The 18,460-nt window shown below is 55.3% G+C and carries 14 protein-coding genes; 2 read left to right on the top strand and 12 right to left on the bottom strand.

The annotated features are described in order from the left end of the window. Positions 1–525 precede the first annotated feature (525 nt). From NYE74_RS13245 to arfA, 5 genes are all read right to left on the bottom strand, one after another. The gene (locus NYE74_RS13245; RefSeq protein ID WP_340928497.1) at positions 526–1,491 is read right to left on the bottom strand and encodes a glycoside hydrolase family 43 protein; all 966 of its coding nucleotides are present in this window, start codon (positions 1,489–1,491) and stop codon (positions 526–528) included. 331 nt (positions 1,492–1,822) lie between these two features. Next, positions 1,823–2,656, bottom strand: coding sequence for a carbohydrate ABC transporter permease (locus NYE74_RS13240; protein WP_213510412.1), 834 nt, complete (start codon positions 2,654–2,656; stop codon positions 1,823–1,825). Beyond that, the gene (locus NYE74_RS13235) at positions 2,653–3,552 is read right to left on the bottom strand and encodes a carbohydrate ABC transporter permease (protein WP_036621013.1); all 900 of its coding nucleotides are present in this window, start codon (positions 3,550–3,552) and stop codon (positions 2,653–2,655) included. Before NYE74_RS13235 ends, NYE74_RS13240 begins: the two co-directional genes overlap by 4 nt. 65 nt (positions 3,553–3,617) lie before the next feature. Then, a complete protein-coding gene (locus tag NYE74_RS13230) occupies positions 3,618–4,946 on the bottom strand; it encodes an ABC transporter substrate-binding protein (RefSeq protein WP_316561608.1) in 1,329 nt (442 codons plus the stop codon). A 43-nt stretch (positions 4,947–4,989) separates the two neighbouring features. Further along, positions 4,990–6,486, bottom strand: coding sequence for an arabinosylfuranosidase ArfA (arfA, locus tag NYE74_RS13225; RefSeq protein WP_340930533.1), 1,497 nt, complete (start codon positions 6,484–6,486; stop codon positions 4,990–4,992). A gap of 410 nt (positions 6,487–6,896) precedes the next feature. Here arfA and NYE74_RS13220 point away from each other — a divergent pair, with 410 nt between their 5' ends. Next, complete coding sequence (locus NYE74_RS13220) at positions 6,897–7,814, top strand: ArsR/SmtB family transcription factor (RefSeq protein WP_326045472.1); 918 nt, start codon at positions 6,897–6,899, stop codon at positions 7,812–7,814. Positions 7,815–8,494: 680 nt separating this feature from the next. On the opposite strand, the gene NYE74_RS13215 is transcribed toward NYE74_RS13220, so the two are convergent. Next, on the bottom strand, positions 8,495–9,235 hold the full coding sequence (locus NYE74_RS13215; RefSeq protein WP_340928501.1) for an SDR family NAD(P)-dependent oxidoreductase: 741 nt from the start codon (positions 9,233–9,235) through the stop codon (positions 8,495–8,497). Between the two features lie 15 nt (positions 9,236–9,250). Continuing rightward, positions 9,251–10,207: a DMT family transporter gene (locus NYE74_RS13210; RefSeq protein WP_340928504.1), complete on the bottom strand. Its 957-nt coding sequence runs from the start codon at positions 10,205–10,207 to the stop codon at positions 9,251–9,253. Positions 10,208–10,332: 125 nt separating this feature from the next. Here NYE74_RS13210 and NYE74_RS13205 point away from each other — a divergent pair, with 125 nt between their 5' ends. Next, entirely contained in the window at positions 10,333–11,208 is an 876-nt protein-coding gene (locus NYE74_RS13205; protein ID WP_340928506.1) for a LysR family transcriptional regulator, read from the top strand. A 157-nt stretch (positions 11,209–11,365) separates the two neighbouring features. On the opposite strand, the gene NYE74_RS13200 is transcribed toward NYE74_RS13205, so the two are convergent. The 5 genes from NYE74_RS13200 to araA all read right to left on the bottom strand — a co-directional run bounded on the left by NYE74_RS13200 (position 11,366) and on the right by araA (position 18,277). Continuing rightward, on the bottom strand, positions 11,366–12,505 hold the full coding sequence (locus NYE74_RS13200; RefSeq protein WP_341004851.1) for a sn-glycerol-1-phosphate dehydrogenase: 1,140 nt from the start codon (positions 12,503–12,505) through the stop codon (positions 11,366–11,368). Between the two features lie 341 nt (positions 12,506–12,846). After that, positions 12,847–14,517, bottom strand: a complete 1,671-nt coding sequence (locus NYE74_RS13195; RefSeq protein WP_340928508.1) for a ribulokinase — start codon at positions 14,515–14,517, stop codon at positions 12,847–12,849. 130 nt (positions 14,518–14,647) lie between these two features. After that, positions 14,648–15,337, bottom strand: coding sequence for an L-ribulose-5-phosphate 4-epimerase (gene araD, locus NYE74_RS13190; protein ID WP_036620998.1), 690 nt, complete (start codon positions 15,335–15,337; stop codon positions 14,648–14,650). Positions 15,338–15,527: 190 nt separating this feature from the next. Next, positions 15,528–16,625 (bottom strand): GntR family transcriptional regulator, encoded by a 1,098-nt coding sequence (locus NYE74_RS13185; protein WP_328273934.1) that lies wholly within the window; start codon positions 16,623–16,625, stop codon positions 15,528–15,530. Positions 16,626–16,786: 161 nt separating this feature from the next. Beyond that, a complete protein-coding gene (araA, locus tag NYE74_RS13180; RefSeq protein WP_340928510.1) occupies positions 16,787–18,277 on the bottom strand; it encodes an L-arabinose isomerase in 1,491 nt (496 codons plus the stop codon). Between the last annotated feature and the right edge of the window lie 183 nt (positions 18,278–18,460).

Genomic DNA, 18,460 nt, shown 5'->3' with positions numbered 1-18,460 from the left:
CGTTAAAGTCGTGTTCTTATTCAATGGATTATAAGGTCAGAACGACTTTAAAGGCGGGCCGTAAACTTTCCCCCCCATACCCATTCCCTCTTCTGTTCTACTACGAGTACCCTTCCCCTTCTTACAAGATCCGCAGTTCCGGGTACTTCGGCCCTTTCTAAGCTGGGGATGCTGCTCTAACGGACTCCAGCGACCTTATCCATCCATTTCCCGGGTATTTCCCAACCTAACGGACCCAAATGTCGCTATTTTGCTCTAAACGAGTTCACCCTGGCCGATTCGAGGGAAATAGCGGCATCTCTGTCCGTTACATTTTACAAACCTTCGTTTTTCCGCAGATAACGCCTCTGATGTCCTTTGGCCTCCAGTTCCCTCTTCCCCTCCCTTCTCTACCTGCGCACCGTACTCTACTCCGCCGGAAATTTTATAATATTCTGCTATATGTGAAAAAAAGCAGCCTCCCCGCGGCCATCCGGCAGCGGTTGGTTGCTTTTTTTCTCCGGGTCTAACCCGTCTTTACTCGTCTCAAGAGCGGACTCCGTCTTTCACGGGAATGCCGAAATTCGGGGTTCCGTCAGGGTTCCAGCCAAAATACTGGGCCCGCGTGTGGCGGTTTGGATCGTACAGCGGATCACCGGCGATCTCCTTGTAATTGCGGGCGTGGTAAATCAGAACGTCCCGCCCGTCTTCGGCCACGGTAAAGCTGTTATGCCCCGGCCCGTATTGCCCTGTCTCCTCGTTCGTTTGGAACACGGGAACCGGCGATTTCGTCCAGGCTGCGGGATCAAGCGGGTCGGCTTCCTCACTGGCCGTCAGCAGCCCCATAGAGTAGTGGTGGTCGGTGGCGCTGGCCGAATAAGCGATAAAAATACGCCCGTTCCGCTTTAACACCGCCGGACCTTCATTCACTTTAAAGCCGATCGTTTCCCACGGATACTCCGGCGTCGCAATCATCACTTGTTCCCCGGTCAGCGTCCACGGGTTGCTCATTTTCGAAATGTACAGATTGGAGTTGCCCTCGATGTCCGGGTCCTTCTGGGCCCAGACATAATACCGTACCCCGCGGTGCTCGAACGTCGTTGCGTCGAGGCAGAACGTTTCCCAGCGGGTGCGGATCTGCCCCTTTTCTTCCCACCGTCCTTCCAGCGGATTGGCCGCTTCATTCTCCAGCACGTACATCCGGTGGTCGAACAGACCTTCCCTCGTCTCCGTCGTACGGGCGGCGGCAAAGTAAATGTACCATTTGCCGTCGATATAATGAATTTCCGGCGCCCAGATGTTGGCGCTCAGCGGGCCGGAGTCGTATTTGCGCCAAGCCACGACCGCCTCAGCCTCCCCCAATCCCTGAATGGTCGCCGATCTGCGGATTTCGATCCGGTCGTACTCGGGGACCGAAGCGGTAAAGTAGTAATATCCGTCGCTATGCTTGTATACCCACGGGTCGGCCCGCTGCTCCACGATCGGATTTACAAATTCTCTATTTTTGTCCATCGGTTCTCTCTCCTTTATATATGTGTTCGGAAAATTACGGAATTTTCTGGTCTTATTTTCGGGGATTGAATCTGTTCATCGCCATTAGCGGAATTTATTGTACTTATTTTCCAACGAACGGTGCAAAAAGCGGTCATCTCCCTGCGATTCAAGAAAGTAGCGCCATAAATTTCCTCTATTTCTCCCAAAGTGGGCGATCTTGCCGAATTAGCGCCGTTTTTTTCCGTTATTTTTTCGCACGATTCGCCCGAGTTTTTATAGCTTGCTTATGCCCAGAGCCTCGCCCTAATTTTAATACAGCTCCCCAATTCCCAAATGCTCTTTTACCCGCTCAGCCTTTCACCGCTCCCGCCGTCATCCCGTCGATAAAGTACTTTTGAAAAGCGACGAACAAGATGAAGATCGGAATGATGGAAAAAAAGGAGCCGACGATCAGCAAGTCGTAGTTGTTGCCGTAAGGCGTCAGCAGCGTTTTGAGCCCGATCGGCAGCGTATATTTATCGGCGTTGCTCAGCACCATAAACGGCCACAGGAAATTGTTCCAGCTATTCATCCCGTTCAAAATCGCCATCGCCGCAAAAGAAGGCTTCATCACCGGAAGGATCAGCCGGACGTAAATGCCGTATTCGCTAGCTCCGTCCACCCGGCCGGCCGCGATGATCTCCTTCGGAATCCCGCGCAAATATTGGCGGAAGAAGAAAATCGTCGCCGCGCTGGCGATGCCCGGCAAAATGATCGCCGAATACGAGTTCATCAACCCGATGTTGTAGGTCAGCGTATAAAGCGGCAGCAGCAAAATTTCAAACGGAACCATCATGATGAGCAGAACGCAAACAAACAAAGTGTTTTTTCCTTTAAATTCATAAGCCGAGAAGCCGTATGCGACCGTTGCGCTGACCAGCAGCGTCAGAACGACCTGCACAACCGTCAGCAGCAGTGAATTGAAAAACCATAGAAAATAGGAATGATCCCCGGTAAACAAATAAATGAAGTTGTCGAGGCTCATGGCGGACAGGTCAAACCGCAAATTCAGCCCATAACGGATCAAATCTTCCCCCGGTTTGAAGGAGGCGATCGTCACCGCGTAAAACGGAATGAGGATCAGCACGCACAGCACGGCGAAAAAAGCAAAAAGGACGATTTTAAGCGGCAGTTCTTTTTTCATGCTTCCTCCTCCTTTTTGAACATGCCGGTGAAGGCCAGCTGCGTTAAATTAATCGCCATCGTAATGACAAGCAGCACGATGCCCACCGCCGCCGCGTATCCCAAATTGTTCTTCTCGATGCCCTGCCGGTACAAGTAACCGACGATCGTGAGCCCGATATTTTTCGGAGAATTGTTGCCGTTCCACAACATCATGCTCTCGATAAACATCGCCAGCCCCGCGTAAATGCTGATCGTCAGCACATAAATGGTCGTGGGCTTCAGCAGCGGCATAGTGATTTTCGTAAAGCGCTGAAAACGGGAAGCTCCGTCAATCGACGCGGCTTCGTAGTATTCTTCGGGGATGCTTTTGAGTCCGGATAAAAAATAAAGCATATTAACCCCCGTCCACCGCCACGTCGCCAATGCCACCAAAGCGATCATCCCGGTCGCCTGTCCCTTCAGGAACTTGACCGGATCCACGCCGAACCAGCCCAAAAAGCTGTTGATGAGCGAGCCTTCCATTTCGCCGAACATCAGCCGGAAGATCGTCCCGGCCACGACGACGGAAGTCAGTGCGGGAAAGAAAAACGAGGATTTGAAAAATTCCCTTCCCCACATGAATTTGGTGTTGATCAGCACCGCAAACAGCATCGGAAACGGGATGAGGATCACCAAGGTCAGCACCATATAGACGGCGCTGTTTATCACCGCTTTAAGAAACACGCCGTCGCCCATCAATTTGCCGTAGTTGTCAAAGCCGATCCAGGCCGGTTCCTGTCCCAACGTGACCTTTTGGAAGCTCATTCCGACCGAGTTCGCCAGCGGGTACACCCAAAACATCAGAAACACCAGCACAAACGGCAACACAAAAACGTAAGGAGCAACTTTTTGCGAGTATAGGAATTTTTTTATCATCACTCTACTCCTTTTTAAACGGAGCTACTCTTTGCGGAAAAGAGCAGCTCCGTAACTTTATCATTCTATTTCAGTTCTTGTTCGATTTGCGCCTGGGCATCGTCCAGCGCCTGCTTGATGTCTTTGCCGTCCTCGAAAATTTCGTTTAACGTAACCGTGCACAACACGTTGTTGATCGTCGGTGAAGCCGAAGTCGATTTGATCAGCTGGATTTCGTCTTTAATTTCGTTCAGCACGTCAAACGGGTTGTTGACGAAGTATTTCACGAACTGGTTTTCCGGATTGTGCGTCACGTCTTTCATATTCCAGACATCCATGTTGATCGGATCAAAGCCCAGCGTATTCCAAATTTCGATATTGGCATCGAGCGAAAGCTTGGCGTAAGCGATGAACTCCTTGGCCAGCTGAACGTCCTTGGCCGTTTTGGTGACAACGGTTGCCGTACCGCCGCCGCCGTATGAACGAGGCATCCCTTTCTCGATCACGGGCAAAGGAGCGATGGCGATCTTGCCGGAGAGATCCTTCATATAGTTCGTATATCTCGACATTTGCCAGAGCGGCATGAAAGCGGTCGCATAGTTGCCGGCATTAAATTCGCCATAAGCTTCTTCCGTATCGGGTTGACCGCCGGCGATCGTGGCGATGACGTTGTTGTCCTGCAGATCTTTAAGGATCGACAGCCCTTTGACCAATTCTTCGGAGTTCACCTTGGGATTGCCGGCATCATCGGTAAAATCGGCCCCTTGCTGGGCCAGCAGCATCGAGGCTTGCCAGGTTGCGCTCGTATCCGCGGTCCCCATGTATTTGCCGGTTTTTTCATATACCTGCATCCCGGCTTTTTTGAAATCGTCCCAGGTGACGATCGATTTATAATCAACGCCCGCTTCATTTAAAATTTCCGTGTTGTAAAAAGCTACGGTAGCCCCGACATGCGTGGAAAGGCCGTATACCGTTCCGTCTTTGCTGTAAAGATCCAATTGCGACTGAACGACCGTATCCTTGTAAGGCTCTACCACGTCGTTCAATGATTCCAGTTGCGGGGTCCCTTGCATGAAGTCGGGATATTTCCCCAGCTCGATATCGGCGATGTCCGGCGCGCCGACGCCTGTCTGCACGGCGATGGACAATTTATTGTGCATATCGTCATAAGGCATAACCGTCACGTTCAACTTAATCTGCCGGTCCGGATTTTCGGCATTCCACTTCTCCAGCATCTTCTCGAAATGCTGTCCATGCAGCTCCACAAACGTCCAGTAGGACAGCTCCGTCGCGCTTTCGCCGGCCCCCCCATCGAGCACGGAGGTTTCCCCTCCGGCCGTCGACGAGGACTTGTTGCAGCCCCACAAAAACGTGGCCATCGTTAAAATCAAAAGCATGGCGATTCCTTTTTTCATACTTGACCCTCCTTGGAATTTGAATTTCTAGGCACGCTCTATACTATTCGGTTGCCCGCTTGCTTAGGCGAATTACGTTCCACGAAGCTTTGGCAAGACGGGCGCTCACCATGCCGTCACGGCACACCGCATCGCCCCCGGCATGAGGTTTTACGTTCTCCCGATCCGCCGTGTTGACGGCCTGCAAATCTTCATGTTCCAGCACCAGATGCTGGGTCAGGCGGTAACCCTCAAAGCCGCGAATATCGCAGGTAAGCTCCAGCGCTTCCTGCAGATGACGGTTGACGGCAAAAATCGTGAGCTCCTCTTCCGCCTCGTTGTAGACGACGGCGCTGTCCAGGTAAGGAACATCGGTGAAATCCCGGGCGTCATAAACCGGCGAGTCGACGATCGGCAGCAGCGACGTGCCGCGTCCGTATTTGGACACATGCATATATGGATAAAAAATCGTCTGCTTCCAGGCCCGGCCGCCGTTTTCGGTCATAATCGGGGCGATGACGTTGACCAGTTGGGCCATGCAGGCCATTTTGACCCGGTCGGCGTGGCGCAGGAACGTAATCAGCATGCTGCCGACGAGCAGCGCGTCCTCGAAGTTGTAGATGTCCTCGAGCTGCGGCGGAGCGATGCTCCACGGCGCGATTTGCGCGTCCGCCTGATTGGAGTGGTACCAGACGTTCCATTCGTCAAAGCTGAGATTCATCGTTTTTTTGCTGCGCTTCTTCGCCTTGATATAGTCGCATGTCGCGATCACCGTGCGGATGAAATGGTCCATATCCATCGATCTGGCCAAGTAGTTGGCCGGATCGTTGTCCCGGTTGCCGTAATATTGATGCAGGGATATGTAATCGGCCACCTCGTAGGTGTGATCGAGCGTAATCGCTTCCCATTCCGGGAACGTCGGCATCGAAGAACTGGAGCTTCCGCAGGATACGAGCTCGATGTCCGGGTCCACCAGGCGCATCGCCTTGGCCGTCTCATAAGCGATCCGGCCGTATTCCTGAGGCGTCTTCTGCCCGATTTGCCACGGCCCGTCCATCTCGTTGCCCAGGCACCAGGTTTTGATGCGATGCGGCTGTTCGTAGCCGTGGCTCCGGCGCAAATCGCTCCAGTAGCTGCCGCCGGGATGGTTGCAGTATTCGATCAGGTTTCTGGCGGCGTCCACGCCGCGGGTGCCCAAGTTTACGGCCATCATGACCTCCGAGCCGATTTCCTTCGCCCAGGCCGCAAACTCGTTCGTTCCCACATGGTTCGGTTCCACCGTTCTCCAGGCCAGCTCCAGCCGTTTGGGGCGGGCTTCCACCGGGCCGACTCCGTCCTCCCAGTTATAACCGGAAACAAAGTTGCCGCCCGGATAGCGGATAATAGGTACGTTTAATTCCTGAATCAACCGCTTTACGTCGCTGCGGAAGCCTAAGCTGTCCGCCGTAGGATGCGAAGGCTCGTAAATCCCCCCGTATACCGCTCTGCCCAGATGCTCGATAAATGAGCCGTATATACGTTTATCTACTTCGGCTATCTTGAATGCTTTGTCTACGACCATGCTTGCTCTTGGTGCGGTTGACGACAAATGTATCACCCTCCGTTTTATAAATTTATAAACTGATTTGAATTAACTTGAATGAATCCGCTTACAGGTATAAAATAGCACATGAGAATATCGTTGTAAATATATTTTTCTAAATCTTTTTATGTTTTTATGAAATCAATTTAAAACAAGCTGTAAAACCGTGGTTTCACGGCGAAATCAGCATTTAATCCGCATTACTTTGGCATTTTGTTTTATAATCAAGTGAATTGAAGTGCATTTTTTCTGCAAATTTTAAGTAATTTTGAAGTTGAATTTACATTTTTTCATTTAACTATTTATTAAATAGTGCTGTTAGTTTATAATTATCTAAAATAAATGAAAATTAGAACTCTATTATCTCTAGCGGAAGAAGGTTCATGACGATGATCTACATTAAGGATTTGATGAGCGGGATTGATATTTTTAAAGCGTTGAGTTCGGAGATCAGAATTCAAATCCTCGAATTGCTCGCCAAAAATCAGGCGCTGAATTTAAACGACCTGGCCACCAAGCTGGGCCTCAGCAACGGCGCGATTACGATGCATATCAAGAAGCTGGAAGAGAGCGGACTGATCGAAATCAACACCTCCGTCGGCAAACACGGGATTCAGAAAATTTGCTATTTGAACAAGGATAAGTTGATGGTCGATCTGCGCAGCAAGGAAGTGGACAATTTATACGAAGTGGAAATTCAGGTCGGGCACTACAGCAATTATCAAGTGGCCCCTACCTGCGGGCTGGCCACCAAGGACAGCATCATCGGGGATTTCGACGATCCCCGTTATTTCGCCGATCCGCAGCGGATCGACTCGGAGATCATCTGGCTGTCCGAAGGTTACCTGGAATACCGGATTCCGAACTACCTCAAGCCGAATCAGACGTTCCGCGAGATCCAGTTTTCCCTGGAGCTTGGTTCGGAAGCCCCGGGTTTTAACGACAATTATCCGTCGGACATTTATTTTTATCTGAACGGCGTGGAGCTTGGCTTCTGGACGAGTCCAGGGGATTTTGGGGACGCCCGCGGAACCTTCAACCCGGACTGGTGGCCGCCGCATTTGAACCAGTACGGCATGCTCAAGCTGATCCGCATCAACCATGACGGCAGCTTTATCGACGGCTGCCGGATTTCGGACGTTACGCTGGCTGAAATCGGACTGGACTACAAATCCGAGCTGACGCTGCGCATCGCCGTCACCGACAAAGCCGTCAACAAGCGGGGGCTGACGATCTACGGCAAAAACTTCGGCAACTACAGCCAGGACCTGCTCGCCCGCGTGCTGTACGACGTGCATGAGGAGTGAGGCAAGCGGTGGGCAGGACACGAGTTTGTTGTCCTGGTGCACCAGGTCCACTAGGCGCGTCGCCTTTGCCGTCTCATAAGCGATGCGGCAATGGCCGTTTGCAAGAAAAGGAGAGCGGGAAAACAACGTGCGAAAACGATAGCCGGAAACGATAGCCGAAGACGATAGCCGAAGACAATAACTGAAGACGATAGCCGAAGACAATAACTGAAGACGATAGCCGAAGACGATAGCCGAAGACGATAGCCGAAGACGATAGCCGAAGACGATAGCCGAACGGCGGCATAACAAAAAGTCTGCCCGGGAGATCGTTTATTGAACTTCTGGCAGACTTGCGCTTTGGGCTAAACACAAGCCAGGAAATAAGAACAAAAAATGTCGCTAATTCGGCGGGATCACCCAGTTGGAGAGGAATAGGGGAAATTTATGTCGCTATTCTAGTGAATCACAGGGAGATGACCACTTTTCGCACCGTTCATTGAAAAATAAAGACAAAAATTGTCGCTAATGGGGATGAACATGTCGGGTTCCGGAAAATAAGGCCATAAAGTTCCGCTATTTTCTATGAGGGTGGTCCCGCAAGCAGGCCCGTTAGAAAAAGAAACTCTGTCTTTTCGAGCGAATAAGGTCGCTCAGGTCCGTTAGAGCCGGAGTTTCACAATTTGTTCCACGCTGCCCGGCTACATCGTCTGCCCGTTATCCACCGTAATGATCTGCCCGGTAAGCGAAGGCTGCTCCAGAACGGCGCAAATAAGCTGGGCGATCTCTTCCGGCGGGGATATTCGCTCCAGGGGCAGTTGGGTGATGAGCGACCGCATTTGCTCTTCTTTACCTTCCCACCATCTCGTCGCAACCGCTCCCGGAGCGATGCCGCATACGCGGATCTCCGGCGCCAGGGCGTGCGCCAGCGATTTGGTCAAACCGTGCACGGCTGCCTTCGAAACGGCGTAGGGAAGGGACGAGCCTTTTCCCGTCGTTCCCGCGACGCTTCCGACGTTGACGATCGCCCCTTGCTTTCCCTCTCTCAAATAGGGCGCCGCGGCGCGCGCGCAGTTGAACATCCCCTTGACGTTCACTCCAAGCAGATCGTCCCATATCTCCTCGGTTACGGCATCCAGATCCTGCATCGCGATATATCGGGTGATGCTGGCGTTGTTGACGAGATAATCAATCGTGCCGAATTGGCGTACCACCTGAGCTACCATGTTCCGGACCTCGTCGTCCCGCGACACGTCCGCGCGGATGGCCAGCGCCCGGCCCCCGGCCTGTTTGATTTCCCGCACGGTCTCCTCCGCCTCCTCGGCGGACCGCGAGTAATTGACGGCGACGGCCGCTCCTCTTTCGCCCAGCAGCAGGCTGGTGGCCCGGCCAATTCCCGTGCCTCCGCCGGTGACTAAAACTACTTTGTTGTGAAAGCTCATATCTGCTCCTCCTCTTTATATGTCCGTTAAGGTACGGCCCCTCTGACCTTTCTCCTTCGACTTCGACTTCGCCTTGACGTTTGCTCCGGCCTCTTTTTCTTTGACGCTGCCGTGCTCCCTTTTCCCCTGCCAATTCACCATGAAAATACCGGCGCAAATCAGCGCTCCGCCCGCGTAGACATACCAGTTCACCTGCTCGCCCAACAGCAGCCGGCTCGTAAGCACGCCGAACAGCGGCACCAAAAACAGGAATGCGCTCGTTTTGGCCGGATCGCTGTTTTGAAGCAAATAAAACCAGACCGAAAATTGCACGATCGAGCACATAACCACCAGCCAGAGCAGCACCAGCACCGATGTCAAGGTCACGGAGAAAAACGGCTTTTCCGTCAGCCAGCTTAACACGAGCAGCGTTGTCCCTCCGGCCATCATCTGATAAGCGGCGAGGACCTTTAAATCAAATGCCGGGCCAATACGGTTGATGATCAGCGTGGCGATGGTGAAACAAACCGCACCCGCGAAGGAAACAAAGGTGCCGGGCTCGATTTTCATATGCAGTCCAAACGTTAATATCACGCCGGCAAACCCGATCGCTACCCCAAGCCATTGCCATACGCGGTAAGCGCCGCGGTTCATGACCGCCCCGATGACGAGCAGCATCAGCGGGCTCGTGCTGGTGATGATCGCCGATTCCCCCGAAGTGATCCAATGCATGCTGTAGTAGGCGCAGCCCATGACGCCGGCCGACTGGAACAAGCCGAGGGCTGCGGCTTGCAGCCATTGCTTTAACCCGCGAGGCTGCCGCTTTTTCATCGTCAACAGCGCGAGCAAACCTCCGGCCAAAACGAACCGCATCCCCATCAGTAAGAAAGGCGGAGCATAATTTAACCCAAGCTTGCCGACCGGAAAAGCAATTCCCATCAAAAACGTGGTCAACAGGAGCAGGCCGGTATATTTGAACCCGTTCATTTTCATGTTGCAGCCTCCCTTTCGCGAATCATGTTTGTATTGTACCGGAGGCCTGCAATTATGTATAATGATTGATACAGATATCTGATATCATGTTTTTTGATATCAAAAAGAAACGGAGGAGAACGACCATGGAGAGCGCGGATTTGCGCATCTTTCAGGCGGTGGCCAGAGAAGGTTCCATTACGAAAGCGGCGCTGCGGCTTGGCTACGTGCAGTCCAACGTGACCTCGCGCATTCGGCAGCTGGAATCCGAACTCGGAACCGCGCTGTTTCATCGCCATAACCGGGGGATGACGTTATCCTCCAGCGGCAAAATGCTTCTGGATTACGCCGACAAAATCATCGGCCTGCTGGATGAAGCCGCCGCGGCCCTTACCTCATCCGGCGAACCGGGCGGCCCGCTTCTGATCGGCGCTTCGCAGACGACGGCGGCCGTACGCCTGCCCAAGCTGCTGAGCCAATATTACAAACGGTACCCGAAAGTGGAAATTTCGCTGATCACCGACTTGTCGGATCGTTTGATGGAAAAAATGCTGCAATACGACCTGGACGTCGCCTTCATCAGCAGCCACTGCAACCACCCTGACCTGGAGGCCTATCCCGTCTTTGAGGAAGAAGTGGTGCTGATTTCCCCGCCGGACATCACGGAGCTCGACGAAGCGCTCGCCAAACCGAATCTCGTGTACAGCAGGGGCTGTGCGTACCGGGAATTGCTGGAGAGTTGGCAGCACACCCGCGGCCAGAACTACCCGCACACGATGGAGTTCGGCACGCTGGAGGCGATAATTGGCGGCGTATCCGCAGGGCTAGGCATCTCGCTGCTGCCGCGGGTTGTCGTCGAGAAAGAAGCGAACGCCGGCAATCTTTACGTTCACCAGGTTCCTGAGTCATTCCGGCAAACGAAAACCGAACTGGTCGTGCGGAAAAACTCGCATCCCACCAGCGCCCTGCTCGCCCTTATGGCCATGCTGAACATCGGAGAAGCGGAAAGGATCTCTTCATGAACAAAGCGAGCGAATATTAAAGCAAACGATTGCTAAAAAAACGAGCCGACCCGCGGTTTATGCCGCCTTCGGCTCGTTTTTGTTCGAATCGTTTAAAAGCCTCGGAGTTCCTCACCGCTACCTTGCGATAGGTCCCCACAACGCTTCCGTTCCGTGATCACTCGCCCGCTTCGTTAAGCGCCCGCAGCAAAGTATGGCGGTCCCGGACCCGATGGGCTTCGCGCAGGCTGCGCGCGAACAAATCATCGTCGATGCCCAGCTCCGTGCGGCTCGCCGGTCCGCCCGCCTGGCGCAACAAATCGCGAATTTGCCCCTCCTCGGGCACATCCTTCAGCCATTCGCGGACCTGCGCGCCGTGCCGCCGGAGCGCCTCCGGCTCGGCGCCCGGGCAGATCCCCCGCTCGCCCGCGTCATGGTAAACGCGGGCGATCTCGGCGCAGGCCGCGCCCACTTTTGCGCCGTGCAGCACCGCCCGCTCCCCCCGGCGCAAAAATTCCATCTCCCAATAGTGGGAGAGATGGTGCTCCGCGCCCGAGGCCGGATGCGACTGCCCGAACAGCAGCATGGCGATGCCGGACTCGATCAGCGCCGTCATCAGGGCGCGGATGCCCTCCTCCGAGCGGGCGCCGATCTCTCCGGCATGCTCCACGCACGAACGCAGCGCCCGTTCGGTAATGAGCGCCGCCTGTTCGTCATACGGTTCCCCCGCCGTCAGGCTGGAGAACTTCCAGTCGAACAGGGAGGTGTATTTGCCCAGCATGTCGCCGAAGCCGGCGGCGACCAGGCGCTGAGGCGCCGACATCAGGATCTCGAGGTCGGCGAAAATGGCGACCGGCGGCACGGCCGGGACGGTCTTTTTGACGCCGCGGATGATGAGCGGCGCGCCGGCGGAGGTGAAGCCGTCCACGGAAGGCGCCGTCGGGACGGAAACAAACGGCTTGCCGCTCTTATGGGCGGCAAAGCGAACGATATCGTGGATCGTGCCCGACCCGACGGCGATCAGCGCATCCGTCTCCTCCGGACCCACCTCCAGCAGCAATTGGACCAGCGACGCCTCGTCGGCCACGACGTCGCCCATGTCGTTCGGCTGGATCAAGCATAGCTTGGCGGCGAGTCCGGCGCCCTCAAGCTCGCGGGCCAGCCTTTCGCCCGCCGCTTTATACGTGTTCTCGTCCGCCACCAAAATAGAGCGCTGATATTCCCGCTCCCGCAGAAAAGGTGCGACCTCCCGAAGCACTCCCCGCTCCAGCTCAATCCGCTCCAGATGCTGCAATTGCCAACCATCCATCTCCAGCATGGTCCCTCTCCTTCCTATTCTCATAAACCTGCCTACTATCACATAAACTTACCTACTATTCACAAGAACGCACTGCCTGCCCATATTGTCGCATACCATACGCCGGTAATCCAATGAAACATTTCTCCGCAACCTGACGCCCTCCACCTCTCATTGGAAAAATCCAACAGATTGTCGGAATTTCGAACGCCGTTTCGTGCGCTCATTGGAAATATCCAATAGTTTTCGCTCAAATCGCCCATTTCGAGCCTACCGAGCTTAATCTATTGGATATATCCAATCAATTCGCTGCATTTTCCACTTACTTTCCATTCTATTGGAAAATTCCAATCAGAACATCCTTACTCCGCCGATTTCTTAATCCGCTTCAGCCGCTTCATCACGTCGTTTTCGCCGCGGCCGAAGTAGTCGTGCAGCTTGCTGTATTCCTGATACAGACGGTCGTACACTTTCACGTGCTCCGGAATCGGCTTGAACGTTTCCTCCTTGACCCGGGCCATCTTCCCCGCCGCGTCGAGGATCGTGTCGTAACCTCCCGCCGCCGCGCCGGCCGCCACGGCCGCAAACATCGCCGCGCCCAGCGCCGGCGTCTGCTTGGAATCCGCCACGAAAATCTCACGGTTCGTCACGTCCGCGTAGATTTGCATCAGCAGGCGGTTTTTTTGCGGCAGGCCGCCGCAGGCATACAGCGCATCGACGCTGACGCCGTTCTCATGGAACGCGTCGACGATTTTGCGGGTGCCAAAAGCGGTCGCCTCCAGCAGCGCCCGGTAAATTTCCTGCGGCTTGGTCAGCAGCGTCATGCCGAGGATCATCCCGGTCAAATCGGTATCGACGAGCACGGAACGGTTGCCGTTCCACCAGTCGAGCGCCAGCAGACCGGTTTGCCCCGGCTTGTAGGCGGCCGCTTCCCGCTCCAGCCATTGATGCGCGTTCAGGCCCTCTTTGTCGGCCGCTTCTTTGACGTAGGCGGGAAGCGCTTCCTCGACGTACCATTCAAAAATGTCGCCTACCGCCGATTGCCCGGCCTCATAACCGTAATAGCCCGGAATGATGCCGTCCTCGACGACACCGCACATGCCTTCCACCTGCTTCTCCTCGGTGCCCAGCAGCATATGGCAGATCGACGTCCCCATCGCCATCACCAGTTTCCCCGGCGTTACAACGCCAACGGCCGGCACGGCCGCATGCGCGTCAACGTTGCCGACCGCGACGGCGATGCCTGACGCAAGGCCCATCATCTCAGCCATCTCCGGCAGCAGCCCGCCCGCGCTCGTTCCGAGCGGAATCACCGCGCCGCGCAGCTTCGTGTCCGTCAAGTTTTCCAGCCGCGGATCAAGCGCTTTGAAATACTCCTTGCCCGGATAGCCGTCCTGCTTGTGCCAGATCGCCTTGTAGCCGGCCGTGCAGCTGTTGCGTACGATGTTGCCGGTCATTTGCGCGATGACCCAATCCGTCGCCTCCAGGAACATGTCGGCTTTTTCGTAGATTTCCGGCGCTTCGTCGAGAATTTGCCATACCTTCGCGATCATCCACTCGGACGAGATTTTCCCGCCGTACCGCGGCAAAAAGGCTTCTCCCCGCGCGGCGGCGATCTCGTTGATTTTATCGGCTTCCGGCTGTGCGGCATGATGCTTCCACAGCTTCACCCAACTGTGCGGATTGTCCGTCAGCTCCGGGTCGAAGCTGAGCGGCTGCCCCTTGGCGTCGACCGGCAGCATCGTGCAGGCGGTAAAATCGATCCCGATGCCGATCACGTCGGCCGGATCGATCCCCGACTCCTTCAGCACCGCCGGTACGGAACGCCGCAGCACTTCCAGGTAATCGCCGGGATGCTGCAGCGCCCAGTCATGTTCCAGCTTGATCCCGGATCCGGGAAGACGCTCATCGATCACATGATGCGGATAAGGCGTAACGTGATCGGCCACCTCGCGGCCGTCCGCCAGATCGACCAGCACGGCGCGTCCGGACTGGGTCCCGTAGTCGACGCCAATCGTGTACTTTTTGCCCATGTTCATACCCTCCCCCAAAAATAGCGAACACCTGCTAGCGGCCAGCTAGCGGCAAAACTTGCTGTTTCCCCATGGACGTTAGCTTGGACGTTCACTTCATTTGCCTTGACTTTCGCACAACTTGCCTTGGTTACTTCTGCCCGTAATACGCGTTTGCCCCGTGCTTGCGCAAGAAATGGCGGTCCAGCAGCGTCTGGTCCATCGGCGGCGTGTCCGGATTAATCTGCAGCATGCGGGCGGCGATTTTCGCTACCTCCTCCAGCACCACCGCGTTATGCACGGCGTTGTGGGCATCCTTGCCCCACACGAACGGCGCATGGGAATGCACCAGCACCCCCGGCACCTGATTTGGATCGAGCCCTTTAAAGCGCTCCACAATCACATTGCCTGTCTCCAACTCGTAAGCCCCATCAATCTCCGCCTTGGTCATCGGCCGTGTCACAGGAATTTCCCCGTAAAAATAATCCGCATGCGTCGTCCCGTACGCCGGCAGCGCCCGCCCGGCCTGGGCCCAGCTTGTGCCCCAAGGCGAGTGCGTGTGCACGACGCCGCCGATATCCGGGAACGAACGGTAAAGCACCATATGCGTCGGCGTATCGGAGGATGGGCGCAGATCGCCCTCCACCACGTTGCCCTCAAGGTCAACGACGACCATATGCTCCGCCTTCAATTCCTCATAAGGCACACCGCTCGGTTTAATGACAAACAAACCGCTGTCCCGGTCGATTCCGCTTACGTTCCCCCAGGTAAAAGTGACTAGCCCGTGTTTCGGCAGGTCCAGATTCGCTTCCAGCACCTGCTGTTTTAACGTTTCCAGCATCGTTCGTCCAGCTCCTTTCCGAACCCATTTCAAAGTTAACCCAAAATTTCACATTCCCAAAAATACTCCCGCCGCAGGCGGAGGGATTCCCGCTCGAATTAGCGTTCAGCTGCCGCGCGGGGTTCCCGTTCTGGCTGCCGCACGGAATCCCGCTCTAGTTGCCGCTTAGATGCCGCACGGAATCCGTGCTCTAGTTGCCGCTTAGATGCCGCACGGAATCCCGCACGATCAGCTCCGGTTCAAACACCGTATCCTCATATCTATCGCCCTGTTCGATCATGCCGATCAGCTGCCTCGCCGCCAGCTCGCCCATGACGGTTTTCGGATGGGTCAGCGTCGTCAGCTTTGTTCCCGAGGCGGCCGCCAGGCTGGAGTCGTCGAACCCGATGACGGAAATGTCCTCCGGAACCTGCAAACCACAGGCCGCGGCAGCGTCCATCAGGATGACCGCCAGTTCGTCGTTGTAGCAGACGAAAGCGGTCGGCCGCTGCTCGGGCGGCCCTTGCAACAGCTCGATGGTCCGCATATACGTAAAGTCGGCCTTCTGCTCCGTTGTATAAGTAACGACGTGCTGCGGCGAGACGGAAATTCCGTATTCCCGATGCGCCGACAAAAAACCCTTCAAACGGTTAACGCCCTGCAGGTCGTCCCTTTTGAAAAATCCGGCGACCTGCCGGTGCCCGTTCTCCAGCAGATAACGCGCCGCCTTGCGGCCCCCCGCCTCATCGTCCACCTTCAGGCAGGGGCATTCCAGCTCGCGGTATTTCTCGTTGATCATCAAATACGGAATCCCCTTTTCCTGCAGGTCCAAAAAATACCCGAGGTTCGGATTTCCCTCCGCGCTTTTCGTCGGCTCGATGATCAGGCCGCTGAGCGGCTGGCTCGTCATCAGCTGCAGGCTGTCCATTTCCTTCTCCTTCGTGTTGTCCGTGCTCGACAGCAGCAGGCGGTACCCCCGGCTGCGCAGCTCCGCTTCCGCCCCCCTGACGATATGGGGAAAAATATAATCGGAAATATACGTCGTAATGATGCCGATCGTTTTGACGGCTTCGCCTTCCCGGCGCTCCGGATTGCGGGCGAACGTCCCCTTGCCCTGGATCCGCTCCAGCCAGCCGTCTTTCTCCAGCTCCCCGAACGTTTGCCGCACAGTCTGACGGCTTAAGCCAAACTGCTCGGCAATTTCGTTTTCCGAAGGAAACTGATCGCCGGGCTGCAATTTTCCGGACTCCAGCCACGACAGCAGTTCGCGTTTCAACTGCAAATATTTTGGAATTTTTTTATCGTTCATTTCTCGTCCACCCTCACAATCACCTATATACCCGCTATTGTATCACATGCCGGGTGAACGCATAGGTTAAGCAAAATACGAAACCAATGCAACCGCCGGAGCCGTGAAGCGGCTGCGGTTAGCGCAAGCAATATCCACCCGCCGGTCCGGCCTGGCTGCGATTAACGCAAGCGGTATGCGGCGTCGCTCCAGCGCAGCTCGTTTTTGAAGCGCTGTACGGACGTGTCCTTGTCGATGAACACCGCTTCGATGCCGGCCATTTCCGCCCAGTCCGCCAGATTTTCCGCCGTGATGGCGTAGGACAGGACGGTATGATGCGCCCCGCCGGCCAAAATCCACGCTTCCGCCGACTCGCGCAGCGACGGCTGCGGCTTCCACAACACGCGGGCCACCGGCAGCTTCGGCATCGGTTTGTCGACCTTCACGCCGTCCACGACGTTGACGAGCAGCCGGAACCGGTGTCCCAGGTCGACGAGCGAGGCGTTCACCGCCGGTCCGTCCTGGCCGTCGAACACGATCCGCGCCGGATCCGCCTTGCCGCCGATGCCGAGCGGATGCACCTCGATCGTCGGCTTCGTCGCCGCGACCGTCGGGCATACCTCAAGCATGTGCGCGCCCAGAATCATGTTGTTGCCCGGCTCGAAATGATACGTGTAGTCCTCCATAAAGGACGTGCTTTTGTTGTTCGCCAGCACCTTCAGCACGCGCGTCAGGGCCGAGGTTTTCCAGTCGCCTTCGCCGCCGAAGCCATAGCCCGCTTCCATCAGGCGCTGCACCGCCAGGCCCGGAAGCTGCTTCAGTCCGTGCAGGTCTTCGAACGTCGTCGTAAACGCGCCGAACCCGCCGGCCTCGAGGAAGCGTTTCATGGCGATTTCCAGCTTGGCCTGATAAGCGATCGAATCGCGGACCGGTCCTTCGCTTAAGCCGGCTTGCGTGATCGTGTACGTTTCCGCGTATTCTTCCAGCAGCGCCTTCACTTCGGCGTCGCTCACCTCGTTCAGCACCTGCACCAAGTCGCCTACGCCGTAGCCGTTCACCGACCAGCCGAACTTGATTTGAGCTTCCACCTTGTCGCCTTCGGTCACGGCCACCTCGCGCATGTTGTCGCCGAACCGGGCTACCTTCAGCTGGCGGCTTTCGGCGTAAGCTGCGGCCGTCCGCATCCAGCCGGCGATGCTGGCGCGCACCTCCGCGTCCTCCCAGTGGCCGACGACGATTTTGCGGGCGATCCCCAAGCGGGCGCCGATGTGGCCGTATTCGCGGTCACCGTGCGCCGACTGGTTCAGGTTCATGAAGTCCATATCGATCGTTTCCCACGGAATATCGCGGTTAAATTGCGTATGGAAATGAAGCAGCGGCTTCTGCAGCTGAGACAGCCCCGCAATCCACATCTTGGCCGGGGAGAACGTGTGCATCCAGGTGATGATCCCCGCGCACGTCTCATCGCCGTTCGCTTCCAAAATCAATTTGTATATTTCATCAGAGCTCTTAACAATCGGTTTAAACACCACCGGAAAACCAAACACCGGATCTTTGCCAAACTGTTCGACGATGATCCGGGAATGCTCGGCAACCTGTTCCAGGGTCTCCGGACCGTACAAATGCTGGCTGCCGGTCACAAACCAAAAAGAATGCGGTTTCAATTGCATCATAATATAAAACGCCTCCCAAAAAAGTATTGTTTCTTGATCGCCAACTTGTACATACATCGGATTATAAAAAACTTGAGATAAAATGTTGTACGTACAAATTTTGATACTTTTATTTTAAAGTCGTCCGTTCAAAAAGGCAATAGCGTTTTCGTTAATTAAGAAAAACGTCTGACAGCGTCTTTG

Source organism: Paenibacillus sp. FSL P4-0127 (genome assembly GCF_038007325.1).
Classification (GTDB): Bacteria; Bacillota; Bacilli; order Paenibacillales; family Paenibacillaceae; genus Fontibacillus; species Fontibacillus macerans.
Note: the sequence above shows the minus strand (reverse complement) of the source record. Positions and strands in the feature narration are given on the sequence as shown.